The following is a 21,517-nucleotide window of genomic DNA, read 5'->3' as shown; positions in this document are numbered from 1 at the left end:
AATGGCCTAACATAGTGGGCTCGTAGAGACCCAAGCTCTTAATCTTGAGCAAAATTCCAAGAAAATATCAAAAGGGGTTCGGAATTAATACATTCCGAACCCCTTTTGTCGACAGCCTGAGGACGCCATAATTATGGCGTCCTTTTTTAAATTAATATGCGTTTTTAAAAACCTATAAAAATATTTGTTGTACACTGCTTATAAAATTCAGTATTCGGGGAAACATTCAAAAGGATTACATTCAATTCGGTAATGCCTCTGCCAATCTATTATCTTTCAATCGGGTTCTTATTCTCATCAAGGGTAAAGCCCTCACCTAATACGTCATGCACTTCACTTACAGATACGAATGCATGGGGGTCAACCGATGTTATGGCATTTTTTAAGCGGACAAGCTCATTTTTCCCAACAACACAATAGAGCACTTCCCGGTCATTGCGTGTAAAGGACCCATATCCCCTTAATACTGTTACGCCCCGCTCCATATCATTCATGATTTTTTCTGCAATTTCCTTGTTTTTCTCACTAATGATCATGGCACCTCTAGCGGCATAAGCTCCTTCTTGCATAAAGTCGATTACTCTAGCACCTATAAATACGGCAACGAGGGTATACATCGCTTGCCGGTAATCCAGGTAGGTAAGGATGGACAGGCCGATAACTACGGCATCAAAGATGAACATGGTTCGTCCCATGCCAATTCCCAAGTACCGGTGGGCAAAACGGGCAATGATATCTACACCGCCTGTAGTCCCCCCGTAACGAAAGATGATGCCCAACCCGACACCAACAAATACCCCAGCAAACAATGCCACCAGCATCAAATCGTTTCCGAGATTGATTTCGATTTGATATTTCTCGAAAACCCATAACCAAACGGAGAGGCCAACCGTTCCGATAATCGTATAAAAGAAAGATGTGCGACCCAAATATTTCCAGCCTATTGCAAATAAGGGAATATTCAAAACCAAATTAGAATAAGAAGGATTTATCCCAATAAGTTGATATATAATCAAGGTGAGACCGGTGAATCCGCCTTCGGCCAAATGGTTCTGCATGTTAAAGTGCACAAGTCCAAAGGCGAAGATTCCAGCCCCAAAAAGGATGAATATAGTATTTTTCAATTTTAAGCCCAAAAGCATGTCCATACCTCCAAAGGTTTGCATATCATCAATTTACTAATTATAACTAATTAACCAACTATGAGCAATTTTGATTCTCGAACGTATCTGTTGTCATATGTTTCACTTTTAGCTAACATGGAGAAGGTATAATGTGTGAAAACGAAAATCAAGAATGGGTGATTATATGGAAAATCACAAGACGATCCAACAAATGCAAGCGGAAGTCGACCAATACATAGGACAGTTCAAAGAAGGATATTTCAGCCCACTGGCCATGCTCGCACGGATGTCTGAAGAACTTGGGGAATTGGCCAGGGAAGTCAATCATTATCATGGCGAAAAACCAAAGAAAGCAACTGAGGAAGAGAATACCGTAGAAGCGGAATTGGGGGACATGCTTTTTGTTTTAATTTGTTTTGCCAATTCTTTAGGGATTGACCTTCAAAGCTCACATGATAAGGTCATGCATAAGTTTACAACCCGTGATAAAGATAGATGGACAAAAAAAGAAGAGAAAATGGAGGGTGAAGGTAAAGATGAGTAAAGTAAAAGTGATTGTGGCTGGTCCTCGTGGCAGAATGGGAAATGAAGCGGTGAAGCTTGTACATAGGACAGAAGGATTTGAATTGGCAGCTGTCATAGATCGTAAGCATAACGGGGTAAGCCTCTCCACAATAGAAGGTTTTCAAGGTATTGAAGCACCTGTTTATTCGGATATAAATGAATGTTTTTCTTCTGTAAAAGCTGACGTATTGATTGATTTAACCACACCTGAAGTGGGGATGTTTCATACCGAAATGGCACTTAACCATGGCATCCGGCCTGTAGTGGGAACGACAGGTTTTACAAAGGAAGATTTAGCGAAGCTGGATTCTTTAACAAAAGAAAAGGGCATCGGTTGCATCATCGCGCCAAACTTTGCAATTGGAGCCATTTTGATGATGAAGTTTTCACAAATGGCTGCAAAGTATTTCCCGGATGTGGAAATTATAGAAATGCATCATGATCAAAAACTGGATGCACCTTCGGGGACTGCTTCCAAAACGGCAGATATGATTGCTGCTGTACGTGAAATGAAACAACAGGGGCACCCTGATGAAAAAGAAACCATTCAGGGGGCAAGAGGGGCAAATGTAGATGGCATGCATATCCATAGCGTACGGCTTCCGGGACTGGTTGCTCATCAACAGGTGCTTTTCGGTAGTGATGGAGAGCTATTGACGGTTCGGCATGATTCCTTTAATCGGGCATCCTTCATGTCAGGGGTCAAACTCGCGGTCGATACCGTCATGAAATTGGATATTCTTGTATACGGCCTGGAAAATATTATCGAATAGGGATGGGAGATATACGATGAGGATTGCCTTAATTGCCCATGATAAGAAAAAGGAAGATATCATTCAATTTGTAACAGCTTATAAAGCTGTATTCGAGCAGCATGAATTATTTGCTACAGGTACGACCGGAAAACGAATTATGGAAGAAGTATCACTGCCTGTCCATCGCTTTCATTCGGGACCTCTTGGTGGAGATCAGGAAATAGGTGCAATGATTGCACGCGGAGAAATGGATATGATCCTATTTTTCCGCGACCCTTTGACATCACAGCCACATGAACCTGATGTATCAGCGCTTATACGCCTTTCCGATGTCTATGAAATCCCCTTAGCGACCAATATGGGCACGGCAGAAGTACTGATACAAGGTTTGAAACATGGGTATATGGATTGGCTTAAACTACGGAAAAAACAAGGTGAGATAAATGATAAACAAAAGTAATATAGATATCCTGGCTTTCGGCGCACATGCGGATGATGTTGAAATCGGTATGGGAGGCACGATTGCTAAATATGTGCAACAAGGCAGGGAAATTGTCATTTGTGATTTGACAAAAGCTGAAATGTCATCCAATGGAACCGTTCCATTACGGCAAGAGGAAGCACGAAATGCTGCAGAAATCCTTGGGGCGAAGAGGATTTCCCTTGATTTACCTGACCGGGGTTTATATATGAAAGCGGAGTACATAGATCAAATCATTAAGGTGATCCGTAAATATAAACCTGCACTTGTTTTTGCACCTTTTTTGGAAGATCGCCATCCCGATCATGGAAACTGTGCCAAATTAGTGGAAGAAGCAGTTTTTTCGGCAGGAGTCAAAAAATATATGGAAGAAAATGGACCTGATTCTCATCGTGTCCAAAATATGTACTATTATATGATAAATGGTTTTCACAAACCGGACTTCGTAGTGGACATCACTTCTTCAATAACGAAAAAGCTGGATAGCCTTAGAGCATATGGCAGCCAATTCGAAAAAAGTGATGTAACTGTTGAAACCCCGCTAGTGAATGGCTATATCGAGACTGTGGAGGCACGGGAGCGGATGTTCGGAAAAGAAGTGGGTGTCGCCTATGCGGAAGGATTCATGACAAAAAAACCGCTACTGATCGATGCCGACTTGTTAGGAGAAAAATAATCTTATGAAATTAAAAATTGGAATTACCTGTTACCCTACAGTTGGGGGTTCTGGTGTCGTAGCAACTGAATTAGGCAAGATGCTTGCAGAAAAAGGACATGAGATACATTTCATTTCTTCAAGCCTTCCTTTTCGCTTGAATAAGATGTACTGCAATATTTTTTATCACCAAGTTGAAGTGAACTCGTACTCAGTCTTTCAATATCCACCATATGACCTGGCACTTGCGAGCAAGATTGCGGATGTCGTAAAACGGGAGAAATTAGATATCCTTCACGTTCATTATGCGATTCCGCATGCTGTCTGTGCAATCCTTGCAAAGCAGATGTCAGGTAATGAAGTAAAGATTGTGACCACACTGCATGGTACGGACATAACGGTATTAGGGCATGATCCCTCATTGACCAATTTGATAAAATTCGGGATAGAGCAATCCGATGTAGTTACAGGGGTATCTAATTCTCTTGTGCAGGAAACGCATGATTTAATCGCTCCGGATAAGGAAATAAAAACCGTTTATAATTTTATTGATGAAAGGGATTACCATAAAACGAATTCCGAATATCTAAGGGATGAATACGGTATCAGGGAAAATGAAAAAGTGGTCATACATGTATCGAATTTCCGTTCGGTCAAGCGTGTGAAAGACGTCATCCAGGCGTTTTATTTAACTCAAAAGGATATGCCCGCTAAGCTTCTGCTCGTAGGGGACGGTCCGGAAGTTACAACCGTATTGAAATTGGCTAAAGATTTTGGAATCGATGAATCGGTTTTGTTTCTTGGTAAGCAGGATAACCTTGCCGAATTATATTCAATCAGTGATGTGATATTCCTGTTATCGGAAAAAGAGAGTTTCGGACTTGTGCTGCTCGAGGCGATGGCATGTGGAGTTCCTTGTATCGGAACGAATATCGGAGGGATTCCGGAGGTCATCGTTGATGGTGAGACTGGTTATATTTGTGAATTGGGAGATGTTAAAACGGTTGCTGAAAAAGCGATTGGGCTTTTAAGCGACCCGGTTTTACATAAACGTTTTTCAGAGGCTGCGCTGAAAAGGGCCAACACCGATTTTCACTCGGATACAATCATGTCAGAGTATGAAGCCATCTACATTAAAGCACTTGAAGGAAAATCTATGAAATAAGGAGGGGATGCTGATGGATCAGTTATTCTTAAAATCAGTACCCATTCTTGAATTAATTGAAAAAGCAGGATTCGAGGCCTATTTCGTTGGTGGCTCTGTGAGGGATTATATCCTCGGCAGTCCCATCAACGATGTGGACATCGCTACTTCCGCAACACCCCAGGAAATCAAAAGGATTTTTCCAAAAACGGCTGATATCGGGATTGACCATGGAACAGTGCTTGTAATTGCGGATTCGGGTACATACGAAATTACGACTTTTAGAACAGAAAGCGATTATTCGGACTTCCGGAGACCTGATTCTGTGCAATTTGTCCGTTCTTTGACTGAGGATTTACAAAGAAGGGATTTTACAATGAACGCAATGGCAATGGATAAGTCCGGTAATATTATCGATCCATTTAATGGTAGACATGATTTAGCAGAAAAAAGGATTATCACGGTTGGCAACCCGCACGAAAGGTTTCATGAGGATGCTTTGAGAATGATGCGTGCATTAAGGTTCGTCAGTCAACTTGATTTTGAACTGGATCAAGAATCTTTTGATTCCCTTAAAGAGAACGCCCAGATCATCAGTGAAATAGCTGTCGAAAGAATCCTGGTTGAATTTGAGAAGCTATTGACCGGCATCAATAAAAAAAGGGCTTTCTCACTCTTGCTAGAAAGCGGATTATATCAATACCTTCCTCAATTCTCCAGTAAGAAGGATCATTTAGGGAAATTACTAAATCTTCCGCTTCATCAGCTAAAAGCCACAGAAATATGGTCTATAATCATGGTTCATACAAGTGATCAGGACATGGAAGAGGCATTAAGGGCATGGAAGCTGCCATTGAAAACAATAAGGAACGTTCAACGTATCATACAGCTGGTGAAGAAAGAACCATCCTTTGAAAATTCAACCATCGATGTATTTCAGGCAGGTCAGGGCATAACTGTACAAGCTGCTAAAGTCAAGGCAGCCCTGACAGGGAGAAATGTAACGGATGCAGAGGAGAACGCCCATCACCGATATAATGAACTCATTATAAAGGATATGTCGGATCTTGCCGTTAAAGGGACGGATTTATTAATTTGGCATCAAGAAAAACCAGGTCCATGGGTGAAAGAATACTTGGAAATAATATTGAAAGCTGTCTTGAATGAAGAATTAAGAAATGATAAAGAAGAAATAAAGAGGTGGCTGGAAAAATGCAATCTGAGTTAAGAACAAAGCTGATGGAAGCCCTCTCAAAAGCAGATGGTGCATTTAAATCCGGTCAGGAAATTGCTGAATATATTGGCTGTTCGCGTACAGCGGTCTGGAAGCATATAGAAGACTTGCGCAGTGAAGGTTATAATGTTGAAGCCGTTAGGAAAAAAGGCTATCGGATCATATCAGCGCCGGAAAAAGTGTCCGAAAGCGAAATACAACTTGGTCTGGAAACAAAAACAATCGGCAAGATGATCCACTATCAGGAAACAGTGGAATCCACTCAAAAAATTGCGCATCAATTAGCGAATGAAGGAGTTCAGGAGGGGACGCTCGTCGTTGCCGAGGAGCAGTTATCCGGAAAAGGAAGATTGATGAGATCTTGGCATTCCCCAAAATTCAGCGGTATTTGGATGAGTCTAATCCTAAGACCGAAAATTCCGATTCATGAGGCTCCTCAACTGACATTATTGGCCGCGGTCGCTGTGGCACAGGCGATAGAGGATACAACTGATTTAAAACCACAAATAAAATGGCCGAATGATATTTTGGTGAATCGTAAGAAAGTGGTAGGCATCCTGACGGAGATGCAGGCGGAATCGGATAGGATCCATTCTGTCATTATCGGGATTGGAATGAATATCAATCAGAAATTGGTGGATTTTCCGGAAGATCTGCACGGAAAAGCGTCGTCCCTTTTCATAGAAAGTGGAGAAACGGTTTCAAGGTCCAAGGTCATTCAAAGAGCATTGTTTCGTCTGGAAAACTTGTACGACCTCTATTTAAATGAAGGCTTCATGCCAATAAAGGAATTATGGGAGAGTTATGCGATCAGCCTTGGACAGGTTATCAAAGCCAGTACTGTCAATGACACGATTGTTGGAAAGGCATTGGGCATAACGGATTCAGGCGTTTTACTCCTTGAAGACGGAAAAGGGACCGTACATTCGATTTATTCAGCAGATATTGAAATTCAGTAGATTTTTGTCAAATTCGTGAAAAATAAATAGAATTTTTGAATTTGGCTTGATATAATTCAAGTGGGCAGTATCTCATGTGAACTGCACCCCCATAAATACCAAATTATTTGAAAATCTGCCTTGATCCAGAGAATTGGACTGGGACGGAGGGATGAAACTTCTGATGGAACAAAGGGATTGGCTAAAAAGACAAGTGCTGTTTATTGAACGATATATGGTTTTTAAACCATTTTTCGTTGGAAACAGTTACTTTTTTAGTCAGTCTTTTTTTTGCGTATGAATGTATAGACACCAGTTTTTGTAACGCTGATGTTTTCATCTCCTCCATCAAAAAGGAGGAAACGTAATGAAATTGTCCGGGGATTTTTTGAAAATGAAACAAAATCAAGAGAAAATTGTCATGCTTACGGCATATGATTTTCCGTCAGCAAAGTTAGCGGAACAATCAGGTGTAGACATGATTTTAGTCGGCGATTCTTTAGGAATGGTCGTTTTGGGTTATGAATCAACCATCCCTGTTACGGTGAATGACATGATCCATCATACAAAGGCAGTAAAACGCGGGGCCCCAAATACATTTGTCGTGACCGATATGCCCTTTATGAGCTATCACCTTTCTATGGATGAAACACTCAAGAATGCAGCCCGTATCATGCAGGAAGGTCATGCTGATGCCGTGAAGCTTGAAGGAGCAGATGATGTTGTTGAAAAAATATCAGCATTGACAAAGGCAGGCATTCCGGTTGTAGCCCATCTTGGCTTGACTCCTCAATCAGTCGGAGTTCTTGGCGGATATAAAGTGCAAGGAAAAGACGCCGATGCTGCGGCACAGCTCGTGGAAGATGCGAAAAAGTGTGAAGCGGCGGGGGCGATGGCAGTAGTATTTGAATGTGTACCATATCAAGTGGGAGAACTCGCAACACGCAATTTGGGAATCCCGACCATTGGAATTGGGGCAGGTGCAGATACGGATGGTCAAGTCCTCGTTTATCATGATGTCATCAGGTATGGAGTAAATCGCGTTGCAAAATTCGTAAAAGTTTATGGAGATGCCAATGAACTGATTGGCCAATCGATAAACAGGTATGTGAATGAAGTGAAATCCAAAGATTTTCCGTCGAAAGAACATTCATTTACGATGAAGGAAGAGCAGCTTACAGAACTTTACGGAGGGAAAAGATGAAAACTTTTACATCAGCAGCTGAGTTGCAGCAGGCGCTCCGAGAGGAAAAAAGCCATCATAATAGCATTGGCTATGTGCCGACAATGGGCTTTTTACACCAGGGGCATGCTACCCTTCTGGAAAAGGCGCGCAATGAAAATGATATTGTGGTATTGAGTATTTTTGTTAATCCGTTGCAATTTGGACCAAATGAGGATTTTGAAACATATCCACGTGATTTGGTGCGGGATGAGAATGTCGCAGCAAAGGCCGGAGTGGATTATCTCTTCTACCCAACAGTCCACGAAATGTATGGTGAAGAACCATCGGTCAAAGTTGTTGTCCAAAGCAGGACGGATTGTTTATGCGGAAGACAAAGGCCTGGACACTTTGATGGTGTAGCGACAGTCTTAACGAAGTTCTTCAATATCATCCTCCCTGATAGGGCTTACTTCGGTAAGAAGGATGCCCAGCAAGTTGCCGTGATAGATGGATTGATCCAAGACTTTAATTTCCCGATCCAGCTTGTTGCTGTAGATACCGTACGCGAAGAAGATGGGTTAGCGAAGAGCTCGCGAAATGTAAACCTATCAGTTCAGGAACGCATGGAAGCTAAAGAGCTCTACCAAAGTTTATTAAAGGCAAAAGAGGCGGTTGAATCAGGTGAAAGAAATGCTGCAGCCGTCACTGCTCTAGTAAGTGAACATATTGGTGCCCATACAAGTGGAGTGATCGACTATATTGAAGTCTATCAATACCCGGAACTTAAACCAATTGAAACGCTATCTGGACACGTCATCATTGCAATGGCAATTAAGTTCAAGCATGCAAGGCTAATTGATAATATCACTATAAATATAGAATAAATAATGATAGGGGGGAAATTAAATGTTTCGAACGATGATGAATGGAAAAATCCACCGTGCAAGGGTAACTGAAGCTAATTTGAACTATGTTGGCAGTATTACAATTGATGAAGACATAATTGATGCGGTGGGTATTCTGCCCAACGAGAAAGTCGCCATCGTGAATAATAATAATGGTGCGCGACTTGAAACGTATGTAATTGCGGGTGAACGGGGGAGCGGTGTTGTGTGTTTGAACGGAGCGGCAGCAAGACTGGTTCAGCCGGATGATATCGTGATTATCATTTCTTACGTGATGGTATCCGAGAATGAACTGGGAGATCACAAACCAAAAGTTGCGATTATGGATGAAAACAACAAAATCATTGAGCTGATTTCAAACGAACCTGCAGCAACAATCATGTAAGCGGAAGGCCGGCACACGTGCATGAATCATGCATACGGGTGCCGGCCCTTTTCGTCTAATGTTGAATGGTGGAATCGTGGGGAGCCTGTTTTTTAGAATGGGCATGATGAACGGCTTGTTTCCTTTATTACGATTATTATGGTATAAAAAAGATAAGAGAATTCCATCAGGAAGTGGAGAAAGCGAAGTTTGAGGTGTACAATTCATGACGCAACGATATGTAGTGGTCGATTTGGAAACAACAGGGAATTCCCCGAAAAAAGGGGATAGGATTATTCAATTTGCTGGCGTGGTCATCGAAAATGACCAAATTGTCGATGAATACTCGACATTCATCCACCCTGGTCAGGAAATTTCCTTGTTTATTGAAGAATTGACCGGAATAAGCAACGAGACGGTAAAAAATGCACCTGACTTTGAAGATGTCGCAGAAAATATTGCCCGGCTGATAGAAGGGGCTTGTTTTGTTGCCCATAATGTTTTATTTGACTTATCTTTTTTACAGGAGGAACTAGTACGCTGTGGATTTGAGCCGTTTTATGGTTCCACCCTTGATACAGTGGAGTTAGCAAAAATATTAAAACCAACATCCGATGGATACAAGCTGCACCAACTGGCTAAAGAAGAAAACCTAGATCATTCCAGGCCCCATCAAGCGGATAGTGATGCATATGCCACCGCTTTATTATTGTTGGAATTGAAAAAAAAGTTGATGAAACTTCCAGTGATGACGCTTAAACAGTTATATCGATTATCTTATTCCTTACAAAGTGAGATTTCCGAATTGATAGATGCTTGCATTGCAAGCAAACTTGCTAAAGCAGAAGTCCATTCACCTGAACTTATAACTTATCGGGGCCTTGCATTTAAAAAGGCAGTCGTTGAAAGTGATCATAAAGACACGGAGTCAGAATTCCCGCTCGATAATGAGGAAAAAATAGCCTTGCTTCAACGTGCATTTCCGGCTTTTGAAGCAAGAAGCGGACAGCTTGATATGATGAACATGATTCACCATTCCTTCGAATCCAGCCATGATGCAATCATTGAAGCTGGGACAGGTATTGGAAAATCCTTAGGTTATCTGCTTCCAGCCGTTTATTTTGCAAGAAAACATCAAAAACCGGTCGTCGTTTCGACATATACGCTTCAGCTACAGGATCAACTTCTCCAAAACGAGGTTCCTAAGCTGAAGGCAATCCTTCCCTTCACCTTTCAAGCTGTTTTGTTAAAGGGGAGAAGTAATTATTTGAGTTTGGCAAAGTTTGAAAGGGCATTGCGTGAAAAGGAAGATAATTATGAAACGGCATTAACGAAAATGCAGATATTGGTTTGGCTTACTGAAACCGTAACAGGAGATAAAGATGAATTGAATCTTACAAGCGGTGGTCAGCTGTTTTGGAATAGACTGCAAAGTGATGGTCTTACATACGCCGGTTTAAAACAGCCCTGGCTTGAATTGGACTTTTTTGAAAGGGCCAAAAGAACGGCGGCCAAGGCGGATATCATCATTACTAATCATTCATTTTTAATGACGGATCTACTGACAGAAGACGCCTTGATTCCCAAGAAAGGGTATCTGATACTCGATGAAGCACACCATTTGGAACAGGCTGCATCTAAACAACTAGGAAGCAGGCTTAACTATATTTCGGTGAAGACGGTTTTGAACAGAATAGGGACATCAGATCAAAAGCAATTATTGTACAAATTGGACAGATTACTCTTAAATAAGGGACTGACAGATGGGAAGCCTACGTATGAATTAGACCAAAAGCTGAATGATTTCTCCTATGAATTCGAACAGCTATTTTATTACATCTCCAATCAGGCGGAAAAACTTTCACGTTCCATGAGTCCGAAACGGCTTTCATTTAAAATTGATGATGGCAGATGGGGTAAAGCGATCCTGGTGGCTGAGCGATTGGTGGACTTGTTAGGGTATATCATTACGGAGTTAGAGAAAAGATTGGCTCTTTTATTGAATAATGAGTCCCCCTTAGGGAAAAATTCATTGTTTTACTTAAATGATATCGAAGTCCTGCTTGGACAATTGCAGGACACAAGGGACTCCTTACATGAATTTTTCATTAAGCCGCATGAAGAGAATATATATTGGCTTGATTATACGAATGCGGCACCTCAGCATGGGGTGACACTGACGGTTCAGCCGATTGCAGGAAGTAAATGGTTGTGGGATTCCTATTTCGGGCACCAAAAAAGTGTGGTAATGACATCAGCAACCCTTGTCGTGAAGGATTCTTTCAATTATTTTAAAGAGCAACTCGGTTTAGAGAATGAGCCAATGCAGACAGCAAGGTTTCCTTCGCCTTTTCCATATAAGGAACTCGTAAAGGTTCTGGTTCCAAATGATATACCGGATATCAATTGCTTATCAATGGAGGAATTTTCCGAAACCGCGGCAAACCACATTATTGCGGCCGCTCAGGCAGCCAAAGGCAGGATGATGGTATTATTCACCTCACATGAGATGCTGCGGGCAACCTATTATTCCATCAAAGACACTGGGGTTCTGGATGAGTTCACCCTCTTTGCACAAGGGATTTCTGGTGGAAGCCGTATGAGACTGCTCAGGAATTTCCAAAACTTCGAGAAAGCCGTCCTTTTTGGGACAACAAGCCTTTGGGAAGGAGTCGATATTCCAGGCGAGGATTTATCTTGTTTAATCATCGTCAGGCTGCCTTTTTCTCCACCGGATGAACCAGTGACAGCAGCAAAATGCCAACTTCTCGAGAAGCAAGGGCGTAATCCTTTCTCAGCGTATTCTTTACCAGAAGCTCTGTTAAGGTTCCGACAAGGATTCGGCAGGCTTATACGAACTCCAGAAGATAAAGGGATTTTGGTTATTCTCGATCGCCGCATCGTCACTGCCAAATATGGTCCTGAATTTCAAAAGGCCATTCCGCAAGTCGACTGGCACCAAACCTCAATAATAGAAATGGCTGATATGATAGAAGAGTGGATTTAATGAACCTTTAGATTATTCATTAAGCTAATAGAATTTTTATGAATTTATAAAGAAAAATAACTTTTGAACTGGTATAATGTGAAAGGTGGTAAAGCCTTCTAATCCTATTCATACCAGTGGTTGTTGACAAATTTTAAAATGGAGGGGCGTTTTCATGGAGAGTAAAATAGAAGTAATTTCGACAGTCAGGTTGCAACATTCTCCTGATCTGTATAAAATTGTGGATTCTTTGAACCGAACATTGAAAAAAGATGACTTAATGTTCGGTCTGGCATTGGATTCCGAAGATCAAGAAAAAGCGATATTTACAATTTATCGTACATAGAAAGAGGGAAAAGCAGCTTTGAAAAAATGGTTGATTATTGCTTCTATCCTAGTCCTTTGTTTTATCGGATTTGTCAGCGGTGCATATATTAAAGCGATGCAGCCTAAAAAAGAAGCTGGTAATGAGGCTTTTAAACAGGCGAAGGAAAAGGCCGGCCTTGTGACAATGGATGAATTCTACCTTTATAATGGGAAGGATTCATACTCCGTCATCATTGGTAAGGGAGAAAAAGGAACTAAAAAAATAGTCTGGCTTCCTGAGGACAAGAAGAAAGAAATAGTAGTGGAAAACTATAAAGATGGAAAATCAAAAAAAGAAATCTTAAGCATTGTCAAAGATAAACTCAATCCCCAAAAAATCATTTCAGTTAAGCTGGGCATGGAAAAGAATGTTCCTCTTTGGGAAGTAACTTATCTTGATAAATCCGAGCGTTTTAACTATGATTATTATGATTTTAAAACTGGGAAATGGCTTAAGTATTATCGAAGCATTTAGAAATGGAGGATTAATTTAAAATGAAATTAGCTAACCGAGTTCAGTCATTAACGCCATCAACAACATTGGCCATCACGGCAAAAGCAAAGGAACTTAAGGACCAAGGTCTTGATATTATTGGTTTGGGTGCTGGTGAACCAGACTATAATACGCCCCAACATATTATAGATGCAGCCTTTCAATCCATGAATGAAGGTCAAACTAAATACACGCCATCAGCTGGTCTGCCGAAGCTAAAAGAGGCAATTGCAGCTAAATTGAAGCGTGATCAAGGCTTGGATTACAAACCTTCTGAAATTGTAGTAGGCTCAGGTGCAAAGCATGCACTTTACACATTGTTTCAAGCGATCCTGGATGAAGAAGACGAAGTCATCGTTCCGATACCTTATTGGGTAAGTTATCCTGAGCAAATCAAGCTTGCTGACGGAAAGCCAGTTTATATTGTCGGTACGGAAGAAAATCAATATAAAATCACTAAGGAACAATTAGAACAAGCGATTACCGAAAAAACGAAAGCGGTTATCATCAACTCGCCAAGCAATCCAACTGGCATGCTTTATTCCAGGGAAGAACTAGCGGCTATCGGGGAAGTTTGCCTAGCTCATGATATATTGATCGTTTCCGACGAAATTTACGAAAAATTGGTTTATGGAAATGCTAAACATACATCCATTGCAGAGATTTCACCTGAATTGAAAAAGCAAACGATCATCATCAATGGTGTTTCTAAATCGCATTCGATGACAGGCTGGAGAATTGGTTATGCCGTTGGTGAAGAGTCCATCATTAAAGCAATGACGAATCTTGCTAGCCATAGCACATCAAATCCTACGACAACTGCTCAATATGGAGCGATTGCCGCGTATGAAGGTTCGCAGGAGCCCGTGGAAGAAATGCGTCAGGCATTCGAAAGCCGCTTGAATAAGGCATATGATAAATTGGTTGAGATTCCAGGTATAAGCTGCATTAAACCACAGGGAGCATTTTACTTATTCCCGAACGTTAAACATGCAGTTGAATTAACTGGCTACAGCAATGTTGATGATTTTTCGACTGCGTTGCTGGAGGAGGCTCAAGTGGCTGTTATACCGGGTTCAGGATTTGGTGCACCTGATAATATCAGGCTCTCTTATGCAACTTCATTGGAATTGCTGGAAGCAGCCATTGAAAGAATCCATTCATTCGTTAAATCAAAAATGTCATAAAAAATTTAACCTGCAGACTACCTGGCTACAACGGGGTCTGCAGGTTTTTTTTGTTTAAAAAAATCGAATTAGTACATTTGGGAAGAAGGCATGATAATGCATTCTTGGTTATTTCAAAAGGCGAGTAAAAAAAGACATGCTCAAGGATTCCCAGGAATTGAAAAACCCCTCCCTTCGCCATGGGAGTTTTTCTCATATGCATACGTAACCGATCATAATGCGAATCAGGATTTGTAAATAAAAAAATGAAAATCATATATGATATTTAATAAAAACCGATTGCAATCATATATGATTTCATATATGATAAAAATATGGAAGATAAAAACAAAAACCCCAGCAAAAAGCAAATTGCCTATGAGCACCTTCGTAAATTAATTTTGGATGGAACATACGGTTCCGGACAGCGAATCATTATCGATCAAATGGCAAAAGAACTTGGTTTAAGCCCTATTCCTGTCAGGGAAGCGATCAGACAACTGGAGTCTGACGGGCTTATTCAATATAAGCCTTATAGTGGAGCAGTGGTTACAAGCATTAATGAGAGCGAATACATTGAAACCCTTTCTGTTTTATCTTTGCTTGAAGGCTATGCAGCTGCCCTCAGTTCTTTAACGATGACTGATCATGATTTTGATAATCTAATTAAATTAAACAAAGAAATGGAAAAAGCGCTCCATCACTTTGAATTAGAGCTGTTTGGTAAGTTAAACGAGTGTTTTCATGCTGAAATTTATGAAAAGTGCGGAAATTCCTTTTTAATGGAGGAAATTAAACAGGCGCAACAAAGAATGAATAGAGTCAGAAAATCCATGTTCACCATGGTGCCGCAAAGAGCAGTCCAATCCATTCGTGAACATGAAATCATCATAAAGCTTCTACAGGAAAAAGCTTCTTTTGAAGAAATTGAATCATTGGTAAGAAAGCATAAATTGAATGCCATCAGTACATTCAAGCAAAGGGCGGAATCTAATCACGATCAGGCACTATGATGACCTAGGCTTTGTTTTATGATAGTCGATCGATTATTTATAAAAACAAAGCCGATTTTTTTACTTATATTATTCCGAATATTCAAATAACGAGAGGGTGGCAGAAAAAATGTATGAGGATATCAAAAGTCGTTTAAGAGGATCCATCGCTCCAGTAATCACTCCGTTCGATGACAAGATGGAAGTGGATGTAAAAGCAATTGAAAATCTAGTAAACTGGCATATTGAAAGCGGTTCCCATGGAATCTCGGTATGTGGCACTACCGGGGAGCCCAGTTCACTATCGATTGAAGAGCGGGAATTAGTGATGGAAACGGCAATTAAAACAGCAAATGCCCGTGTTCCGGTCGCACCAGGTACTGGCTCTGCCAATCAGAAAGAAACGTTACATTTGACAAAAAGGGCACAAGAAATGGGGGCGGAAGCTGCTTTAGTGATCGTTCCCTATTACAATAAGCCAAATCAACAGGCACTTTACAATCATTTTAAAACGGTTGCTGATTCTGTTGACATCCCGCTTATCGTCTATAACATTCCTGGAAGAACGGCGACGAATTTAGAAGTGAAGACATTGGCACGTCTTGCTGAAGATTGTGAAAATATTATTGGTGTAAAAGAATCTAATAAAGATTTCGAACATGTGAACCGTGTCTTATTGAATTGCGGAAGGGATTTTCTCTTATATTCGGGCATTGAATTATTATGCTATCCTATGCTGGCTATTGGAGGGGCAGGACATATTAGTGCTACTGCTAATATCACTCCTAAAGAAGTGGCGGACATTTATAACCTTTGGGTGGAGGGTGAAGTGGATAAGGCGCTTGACCTCCATTACAAATTAATGCCATTGAATGATGTTTTGTTTAAAGAAACCAATCCAGGACCATTAAAAGCTGCGATGGGGATGATGGGAAAAATCAATCCCGCATTAAGGCCGCCTATGGGACCGCCTTCGGAACCATTAGAAAAGGAACTGCGTGAAACCCTTCAATCATATGGATTGATTGACCAAGTGATTGAATCATAATTGCTAGATTGGGAAGATTGCAGGACCCGAACGATTATTGTCTTCTTCCATAATATATTTTTTAAAGGAGGATTTATCATGCCAACTTTTCCAGTGCAAGATGTCCAGCATTACATCAATGGTCAATTTGTTGATGGTGCTTCAGGAAAAACATTTGAAAATCTAAGCCCTTTTAATAATCAAGCAATCAATAATGTGGCAGAAGGGGTTAAACAGGACATTGATCAAGCGGTAGCTGCTGCAAGAGATGCATTCGATAACGGTCCATGGAGAACGATGAAAGTGGCAGAAAGATTGAAGTACATTAATAGGATCGCTGAATTAATTGAAGAAAATGCCGAAGAAATTTCCTATTTGGAATCACTTGACACTGGGTTGCCGATTAGCCAGACAAAAAAACAGGCAGCAAGGGGAGCGGAGAATTTCCGTTTCTATTCTGAAATGGTGAAAAGCAGGCTTATAGGAGAATCGTATCAAATGGATAACACTTTCATCAATTATACGATTCATAAACCGATTGGAGTGGCGGGATTAATCACTCCTTGGAATGCGCCTTTCATGTTAGAAACCTGGAAAATCGCCCCGGCCCTTGCAACAGGTAATACTTGTGTCCTAAAACCGGCGGAATGGTCTCCCTTGACAGCCAATAAATTGGCTCAAATCATTGATCAATCCGGTTTACCAAAAGGCGTATTCAATATCGTTCACGGTTTTGGGGAGACAGCAGGGGCGTCCTTGGTTGCCCATCCTGAAGTCCAATTGATATCCTTTACCGGGGAAACGGCGACCGGCACTGAAATCATTAAAAATGGTGCGGATACAATGAAACGTTTTTCCATGGAACTCGGAGGTAAATCACCAGCGATCATTTTTGAAGATGCCGATCTAGAAAAGGCCCTGGATTCAGTGGTTTGGGGAATCTATTCATTCAATGGGGAGCGCTGCACAGCTAATTCCAGGTTATTTGTCCATGAATCGATAATAGACCAGTTCGTTGAAGAATTGAAGGAACGTGTTCATAATATCAAAATTGGAAATCCAATGGAACCAGGAACGGAAATCGGACCGCTGATCCATCGAAACCATTTTGATAATGTCTCCCGTTATCTGGATATAGCAAAAGATGAAGGGGCAGATATTGTAAGCGGTGTCATACCGAGTGAATTCAAGGAAGGGAATTATATCGCCCCGACGCTTCTCTTGAACTGTACAAATGATATGACGGTGGCACAGGAAGAGATTTTTGGACCAGTCATGGCAGTCATTCCTTTTAAGTCGGAAGAGGAAGTATTGGGTATGGCCAACGATGTAAAGTATGGGCTTGCTGCTTATGTATGGACCAATGATATGAAGCGTGGGCATAGATTTGCTCAAGCTGTCGATAGTGGGATGGTCTGGGTGAATTCACAAAATGTGAGGGATTTGCGGATACCTTTTGGAGGATCGAAATATAGTGGGGTAGGACGTGAGGGTGGCCATTATAGCTTTGAATTCTATACAGAAACACAGGTTATCCACGTGGCAATTGGAGAACATCATATTCCTAAGTTTGGGGATTTCAAACAAAATGCCGTTTCTTCTGCTGAAAAATAATCCGGTTTTCATTAATGAAAGGGAGAATACTATGAATTTTTCTATTATTCGTGTTGCGAGAACGATACTTAATGTAACAGATTTAGACAAATCAAGAGCCTTTTATGTGGATGCTTTAGGTTTTGTTGAAACGGAACGAACAAATGATCACATATATTTACGTGGTTTAGAGGAAGCGCATCATCACTCGCTTATCTTGCAAAAGGCAGAAAAGCCAAGCGTGGAAGTGATAGGATACAAGGTTGAAAAAGAGGAAGACCTTAAAGAATTGGAAACTATTTTCCTTTCCAAGGGAATGAAAATGAAGTGGATGAATGAAGGAACACAGCATGCACTGGGCAAATCACTCCGAGTTCAGGACATTTCAGGCTTGCCAGTGGAATTTTTCAGCAAAATGGATAAAGCCGAGAGATTGCTGCAAAAATTCGATTTGCATAGAGGTTCAAGGGTCCAAAGGATCGATCATGTGAATTGTAGTGTTCCAAATGTGCAAAAAGCCCATGATTTTTATGTGAAAGAATTAGGCTTTGCCTGCTCGGAAGATACTGTCGATGAGTCGGGTCAATTATGGGCCACGTGGCTACATAGAAAACAAACGGTCCATGACCAGGCATTCATGAACGGAATCGGTCCAAGACTTCATCATGTAGGCTTCTTTCTGCCAGATCCCCTTGCGCTTATCCATGCGTGTGATGTGCTGGCATCACTCGGATATGCAGGGTCGATCGAACGCGGGCCCGGAAGACATGGCCTATCCAATGCATTCTTCCTATATTTAAGAGATCCTGACGGTCACAGGATCGAATTATACAATGGGGATTACTTAACGTCTGACCCAGATACCGAACCGATTCATTGGAATCTGGATGATCCAAGGCGTCAGACATTCTGGGGGGCAAAAGCTCCGGATTCATGGTTTGATGAGGCTTCTGCTGTCCTTGATATAATTTCAGGTCAAGAAGTTTCTCTTGAAGAACCGATACTGGAAAAAAGCAAGCCTGAATTCATCATCTGAATGAAGCGGGGATTAGGGTGAAGGGGCGAGCGTCCCATTAAAACTGACTTGACACTCAAGCATTTATAAGCTAAAAAGCATTGCATTACAGCAAGATTTGAAATTGGCGGTCACGACATTTTTTCCACACGCAAGACAAATCATGGATGGCGATCAACACCCCAACATGACTCCATTAGAGCAAAAAGTAATGCAGGAAATAGGTGTAGGAACCTTTATAGTCGTTAAGGGCCAAGTCTATAAAGAAAGTGCATGCCTACTAAAAGATATGTGGTCTGGGGCAGGGCAGCAGTGGGTACTTACTGCTGCCCTATCTGTAAGCGTCAGACGGAAGGAATTCGGGTTGTGAATCGAGGAGCAAAAGGAGCCTGACCTTGGAACCTCCTCCAGTAGATTTTTTTTATCCCCTGACTTGCAGTTCATTTGAAATCTTTACAATGGCCTTGCAATTGGATGAGGAGGGGAGCCTATATCCCATTGAGGAGAGCTGCTTACAATGGTGAAGATCAGGACTTTTGCTAGGTTACCGTCCTTGGAAATATAAATGCCAGAAGAGGTGTGAAGTGATGGTACAGTTTGAAAAACAAAACCCTGAAGAATCGGAACAAACCAAGCTATTGGATTATGAAAAGATTGTTGTTTCCAAAGAGTTTCAGCAGATGATTTCCGATAAAAAGAAATTTGTCATTCCTTTTACGATTTTTTTTATGGGGTATTCCCTTCTTCTGCCCTTCTTAGTTTTTTACACAGATATCCTGGATCACCCTTTCATTGGAGACATAACATGGGCGTGGGTGTACGGTGTCTCCATTACGGTTATGTCTGTAGGGGTTTGCAGCATATATGTAAGGAAATCAGAAAGAATCGATGAACAAATTAAAAAAATCATCGAGAAAGAAGGGCTTTAACATGAATTGGACAGTTATTATTCTATTTGCGCTAATGTCGATAGGCACCCTTTTCATCACGTATTTCGCATCCAAAAAAACTAAAACGGCAGGTTCTTTTTATACGGCAGGGGGCGGGTTGACAGCTAGGCAAAATGGACTCGCATTGGCCGGGGATTTTATGTCTGCTTCCACTTTTTTAGGATTGATTGGGGCATTTTCCCTAACGGGGTATGATGGTTTTTTCCTGATGTATGGGGCACTTGTTTCATTCCTGGTCGTTTTATTCCTAGTGGCTGAACCTTTACGGAACTTAGGAAAATACACATTGGCCGATATGGTGACTACGAGGTTTAAGTATAAACAGGTCCGGGGAGTGACCGCCTTTAATACTCTGGTGATATCAGTCATGTACATGCTGGGTCAACTTGTTGCGGCCGGTGCTTTATTTAAATTGCTTTTAGACATCCCGTATAATGCATCTGTTATCATCGTAGGTATTGCAATGTTGGTATTTGTTCTATTTGGAGGGATGACTGCAACGAGTTGGGTGCAGATCATTAAAGCCATCCTGTTAATTGGCGGGGTGTTTATATTATTCATGATTGTCATGTGGAAGTTGAATTTTAATTTCGTCGGAATTTTCTCGGATATGAAAACAGCGACACCTATGGGTGCAGATTATTTGAAGGCAGGTATTAAATATGCCAGTGGTTGGGATGCAGCTTCCTTGTCACTAGGCCTTATTCTAGGAACAGCAGGTCTGCCTCACATTTTAATACGTTTTTTGACTGTCCCGAATGCACAAGTGGCAAGAAAGTCGGTTGTTTGGGTGATGTGGATTATGGGTGCTTTTCACATCATGGTCATTTTTCTCGGGTTCGGTGCAGCGAAGTTGGTTGGAACATCGAATATCATTGCTGCAAACCCAGCAGGGAACATGGCTGCACCATTATTGGCCCAACTTGTGGGCGGGGACATTTTATTCGCCTTTATTGCAGCGGTTTCCTTTGCAACGATACTCGCAGTAGTTGCGGGAATCGTGTTAACAGGTGCTACGGCTTTTTCACATGACTTTTATAATGAAATATTAAAAGATGGAAAAGCGACGGAAAAACAGCAAATGACGATGGCAAGATGGGCTTCCGTAGGTGTGACGGCGCTTGCGATCGTTTTATCATTAGGTCTGCAGGAATTCAATGTAGCGTTTCTAGCATCGATTGCCTTTACATTGGCCGCAAGTTCGAATTTGCCAGTCATCCTTCTTACGATATATTGGAAAAAATTCAATAAAACCGGTGCAATAGTCGGTATGATGACTGGTCTTTTAGGTACACTTTTGCTCGTAGCCTTAAGTCCAAATGTCTGGAACCCTGTTCCGGGAGCCACCATAATTACAGGTAACCCGATTTTCCCTTTGAATTCACCAGGGATTGTGTCCATTCCGCTTGGGTTCCTGGCATGTTATTTAGGTGCTCTGTTCGGTAACCGCCGGGCAAATTTAAAAACGGTAACAAAAGATAATTTTAATGAAATCCTTGTAAAGTCCAATACTGGACATGACGTTAAGGGTGTTGTGCGACATTGAAGGATGTAAAACATACCTGCCCTTGTGAATGAACTGGGAAAAATCAGCCATCTA

General features: G+C 41.4%; 22 protein-coding genes. 21 read left to right on the top strand and 1 reads right to left on the bottom strand.

Annotation, left to right across the window (positions count from 1 at the left end):
• Positions 1 to 269 precede the first annotated feature (269 nt).
• Positions 270 to 1,142, bottom strand: coding sequence for a YitT family protein (locus ACFX4L_RS11650; RefSeq protein WP_061463860.1), 873 nt, complete (start codon positions 1,140 to 1,142; stop codon positions 270 to 272).
• A 166-nt stretch (positions 1,143 to 1,308) separates the two neighbouring features.
• On the opposite strand from ACFX4L_RS11650, the gene ACFX4L_RS11645 reads away from it, so the two are divergent.
• The 21 genes from ACFX4L_RS11645 (at position 1,309) to ACFX4L_RS11545 (ending at position 21,463) form a co-directional block, all read left to right on the top strand.
• A complete protein-coding gene (locus ACFX4L_RS11645; protein WP_061466131.1) occupies positions 1,309 to 1,668 on the top strand; it encodes a nucleotide pyrophosphohydrolase in 360 nt (119 codons plus the stop codon).
• Positions 1,661 to 2,461 carry a 4-hydroxy-tetrahydrodipicolinate reductase gene (gene dapB, locus ACFX4L_RS11640; RefSeq protein ID WP_284470323.1) on the top strand — a complete coding sequence of 267 codons (801 nt, stop codon included), beginning with the start codon at positions 1,661 to 1,663 and terminating at the stop codon, positions 2,459 to 2,461. The genes ACFX4L_RS11645 and dapB overlap by 8 nt, the downstream gene beginning before the upstream one ends.
• Positions 2,462 to 2,477: 16 nt before the next feature.
• On the top strand, positions 2,478 to 2,903 hold the full coding sequence (locus tag ACFX4L_RS11635; protein WP_061463858.1) for a methylglyoxal synthase: 426 nt from the start codon (positions 2,478 to 2,480) through the stop codon (positions 2,901 to 2,903).
• Positions 2,887 to 3,600 carry a bacillithiol biosynthesis deacetylase BshB1 gene (gene bshB1 / locus ACFX4L_RS11630; protein WP_377384153.1) on the top strand — a complete coding sequence of 238 codons (714 nt, stop codon included), beginning with the start codon at positions 2,887 to 2,889 and terminating at the stop codon, positions 3,598 to 3,600. The genes ACFX4L_RS11635 and bshB1 overlap by 17 nt, the downstream gene beginning before the upstream one ends.
• Before the next feature lie 4 nt (positions 3,601 to 3,604).
• Complete coding sequence (bshA, locus tag ACFX4L_RS11625; protein ID WP_089363163.1) at positions 3,605 to 4,744, top strand: N-acetyl-alpha-D-glucosaminyl L-malate synthase BshA; 1,140 nt, start codon at positions 3,605 to 3,607, stop codon at positions 4,742 to 4,744.
• Between the two features lie 13 nt (positions 4,745 to 4,757).
• On the top strand, positions 4,758 to 5,951 hold the full coding sequence (locus ACFX4L_RS11620) for a CCA tRNA nucleotidyltransferase (RefSeq protein ID WP_377384157.1): 1,194 nt from the start codon (positions 4,758 to 4,760) through the stop codon (positions 5,949 to 5,951).
• Positions 5,936 to 6,916 carry a biotin--[acetyl-CoA-carboxylase] ligase gene (locus ACFX4L_RS11615; RefSeq protein WP_061463854.1) on the top strand — a complete coding sequence of 327 codons (981 nt, stop codon included), beginning with the start codon at positions 5,936 to 5,938 and terminating at the stop codon, positions 6,914 to 6,916. The genes ACFX4L_RS11620 and ACFX4L_RS11615 overlap by 16 nt, the downstream gene beginning before the upstream one ends.
• A gap of 346 nt (positions 6,917 to 7,262) precedes the next feature.
• Positions 7,263 to 8,099, top strand: a complete 837-nt coding sequence (panB, locus tag ACFX4L_RS11610; protein ID WP_089363167.1) for a 3-methyl-2-oxobutanoate hydroxymethyltransferase — start codon at positions 7,263 to 7,265, stop codon at positions 8,097 to 8,099.
• Positions 8,096 to 8,944, top strand: a complete 849-nt coding sequence (gene panC, locus ACFX4L_RS11605) for a pantoate--beta-alanine ligase (RefSeq protein ID WP_377384160.1) — start codon at positions 8,096 to 8,098, stop codon at positions 8,942 to 8,944. Before panB ends, panC begins: the two co-directional genes overlap by 4 nt.
• 22 nt (positions 8,945 to 8,966) lie before the next feature.
• On the top strand, positions 8,967 to 9,350 hold the full coding sequence (gene panD, locus ACFX4L_RS11600; RefSeq protein WP_089363169.1) for an aspartate 1-decarboxylase: 384 nt from the start codon (positions 8,967 to 8,969) through the stop codon (positions 9,348 to 9,350).
• A 205-nt stretch (positions 9,351 to 9,555) separates the two neighbouring features.
• Positions 9,556 to 12,336 carry an ATP-dependent DNA helicase DinG gene (gene dinG, locus ACFX4L_RS11595; RefSeq protein ID WP_317777785.1) on the top strand — a complete coding sequence of 927 codons (2,781 nt, stop codon included), beginning with the start codon at positions 9,556 to 9,558 and terminating at the stop codon, positions 12,334 to 12,336.
• 154 nt (positions 12,337 to 12,490) lie between these two features.
• The gene (locus tag ACFX4L_RS11590) at positions 12,491 to 12,661 is read left to right on the top strand and encodes a YpmA family protein (protein WP_064505144.1); all 171 of its coding nucleotides are present in this window, start codon (positions 12,491 to 12,493) and stop codon (positions 12,659 to 12,661) included.
• 18 nt (positions 12,662 to 12,679) lie between these two features.
• Positions 12,680 to 13,156: a cell wall elongation regulator TseB-like domain-containing protein gene (locus tag ACFX4L_RS11585; protein ID WP_284470328.1), complete on the top strand. Its 477-nt coding sequence runs from the start codon at positions 12,680 to 12,682 to the stop codon at positions 13,154 to 13,156.
• A 20-nt stretch (positions 13,157 to 13,176) separates the two neighbouring features.
• On the top strand, positions 13,177 to 14,361 hold the full coding sequence (locus ACFX4L_RS11580) for a pyridoxal phosphate-dependent aminotransferase (RefSeq protein WP_377384165.1): 1,185 nt from the start codon (positions 13,177 to 13,179) through the stop codon (positions 14,359 to 14,361).
• 314 nt (positions 14,362 to 14,675) lie between these two features.
• Complete coding sequence (locus ACFX4L_RS11575; RefSeq protein ID WP_125162236.1) at positions 14,676 to 15,353, top strand: GntR family transcriptional regulator; 678 nt, start codon at positions 14,676 to 14,678, stop codon at positions 15,351 to 15,353.
• Positions 15,354 to 15,462: 109 nt separating this feature from the next.
• On the top strand, positions 15,463 to 16,380 hold the full coding sequence (hpaI, locus tag ACFX4L_RS11570) for a 2,4-dihydroxyhept-2-ene-1,7-dioic acid aldolase (protein ID WP_377405234.1): 918 nt from the start codon (positions 15,463 to 15,465) through the stop codon (positions 16,378 to 16,380).
• A gap of 78 nt (positions 16,381 to 16,458) precedes the next feature.
• Positions 16,459 to 17,973 (top strand): 5-carboxymethyl-2-hydroxymuconate semialdehyde dehydrogenase, encoded by a 1,515-nt coding sequence (gene hpaE / locus ACFX4L_RS11565; RefSeq protein WP_377384169.1) that lies wholly within the window; start codon positions 16,459 to 16,461, stop codon positions 17,971 to 17,973.
• 31 nt (positions 17,974 to 18,004) lie between these two features.
• A complete protein-coding gene (gene hpaD / locus ACFX4L_RS11560; protein WP_089363227.1) occupies positions 18,005 to 18,988 on the top strand; it encodes a 3,4-dihydroxyphenylacetate 2,3-dioxygenase in 984 nt (327 codons plus the stop codon).
• 103 nt (positions 18,989 to 19,091) lie between these two features.
• On the top strand, positions 19,092 to 19,337 hold the full coding sequence (locus ACFX4L_RS11555; RefSeq protein ID WP_377405231.1) for a hypothetical protein: 246 nt from the start codon (positions 19,092 to 19,094) through the stop codon (positions 19,335 to 19,337).
• 217 nt (positions 19,338 to 19,554) lie between these two features.
• Positions 19,555 to 19,896, top strand: a complete 342-nt coding sequence (locus tag ACFX4L_RS11550) for a DUF485 domain-containing protein (RefSeq protein ID WP_061463843.1) — start codon at positions 19,555 to 19,557, stop codon at positions 19,894 to 19,896.
• A 1-nt stretch (position 19,897) separates the two neighbouring features.
• The gene (locus ACFX4L_RS11545; protein WP_377405228.1) at positions 19,898 to 21,463 is read left to right on the top strand and encodes a solute symporter family protein; all 1,566 of its coding nucleotides are present in this window, start codon (positions 19,898 to 19,900) and stop codon (positions 21,461 to 21,463) included.
• Positions 21,464 to 21,517: the final 54 nt, after the last annotated feature.

It is taken from the genome of Peribacillus sp. YIM B13482, from assembly GCF_042787975.1.
Classification (GTDB): domain Bacteria; phylum Bacillota; class Bacilli; order Bacillales; family DSM-1321; genus Peribacillus; species Peribacillus simplex_A.
This window is presented reverse-complemented; position numbering and strand designations above follow the sequence as displayed.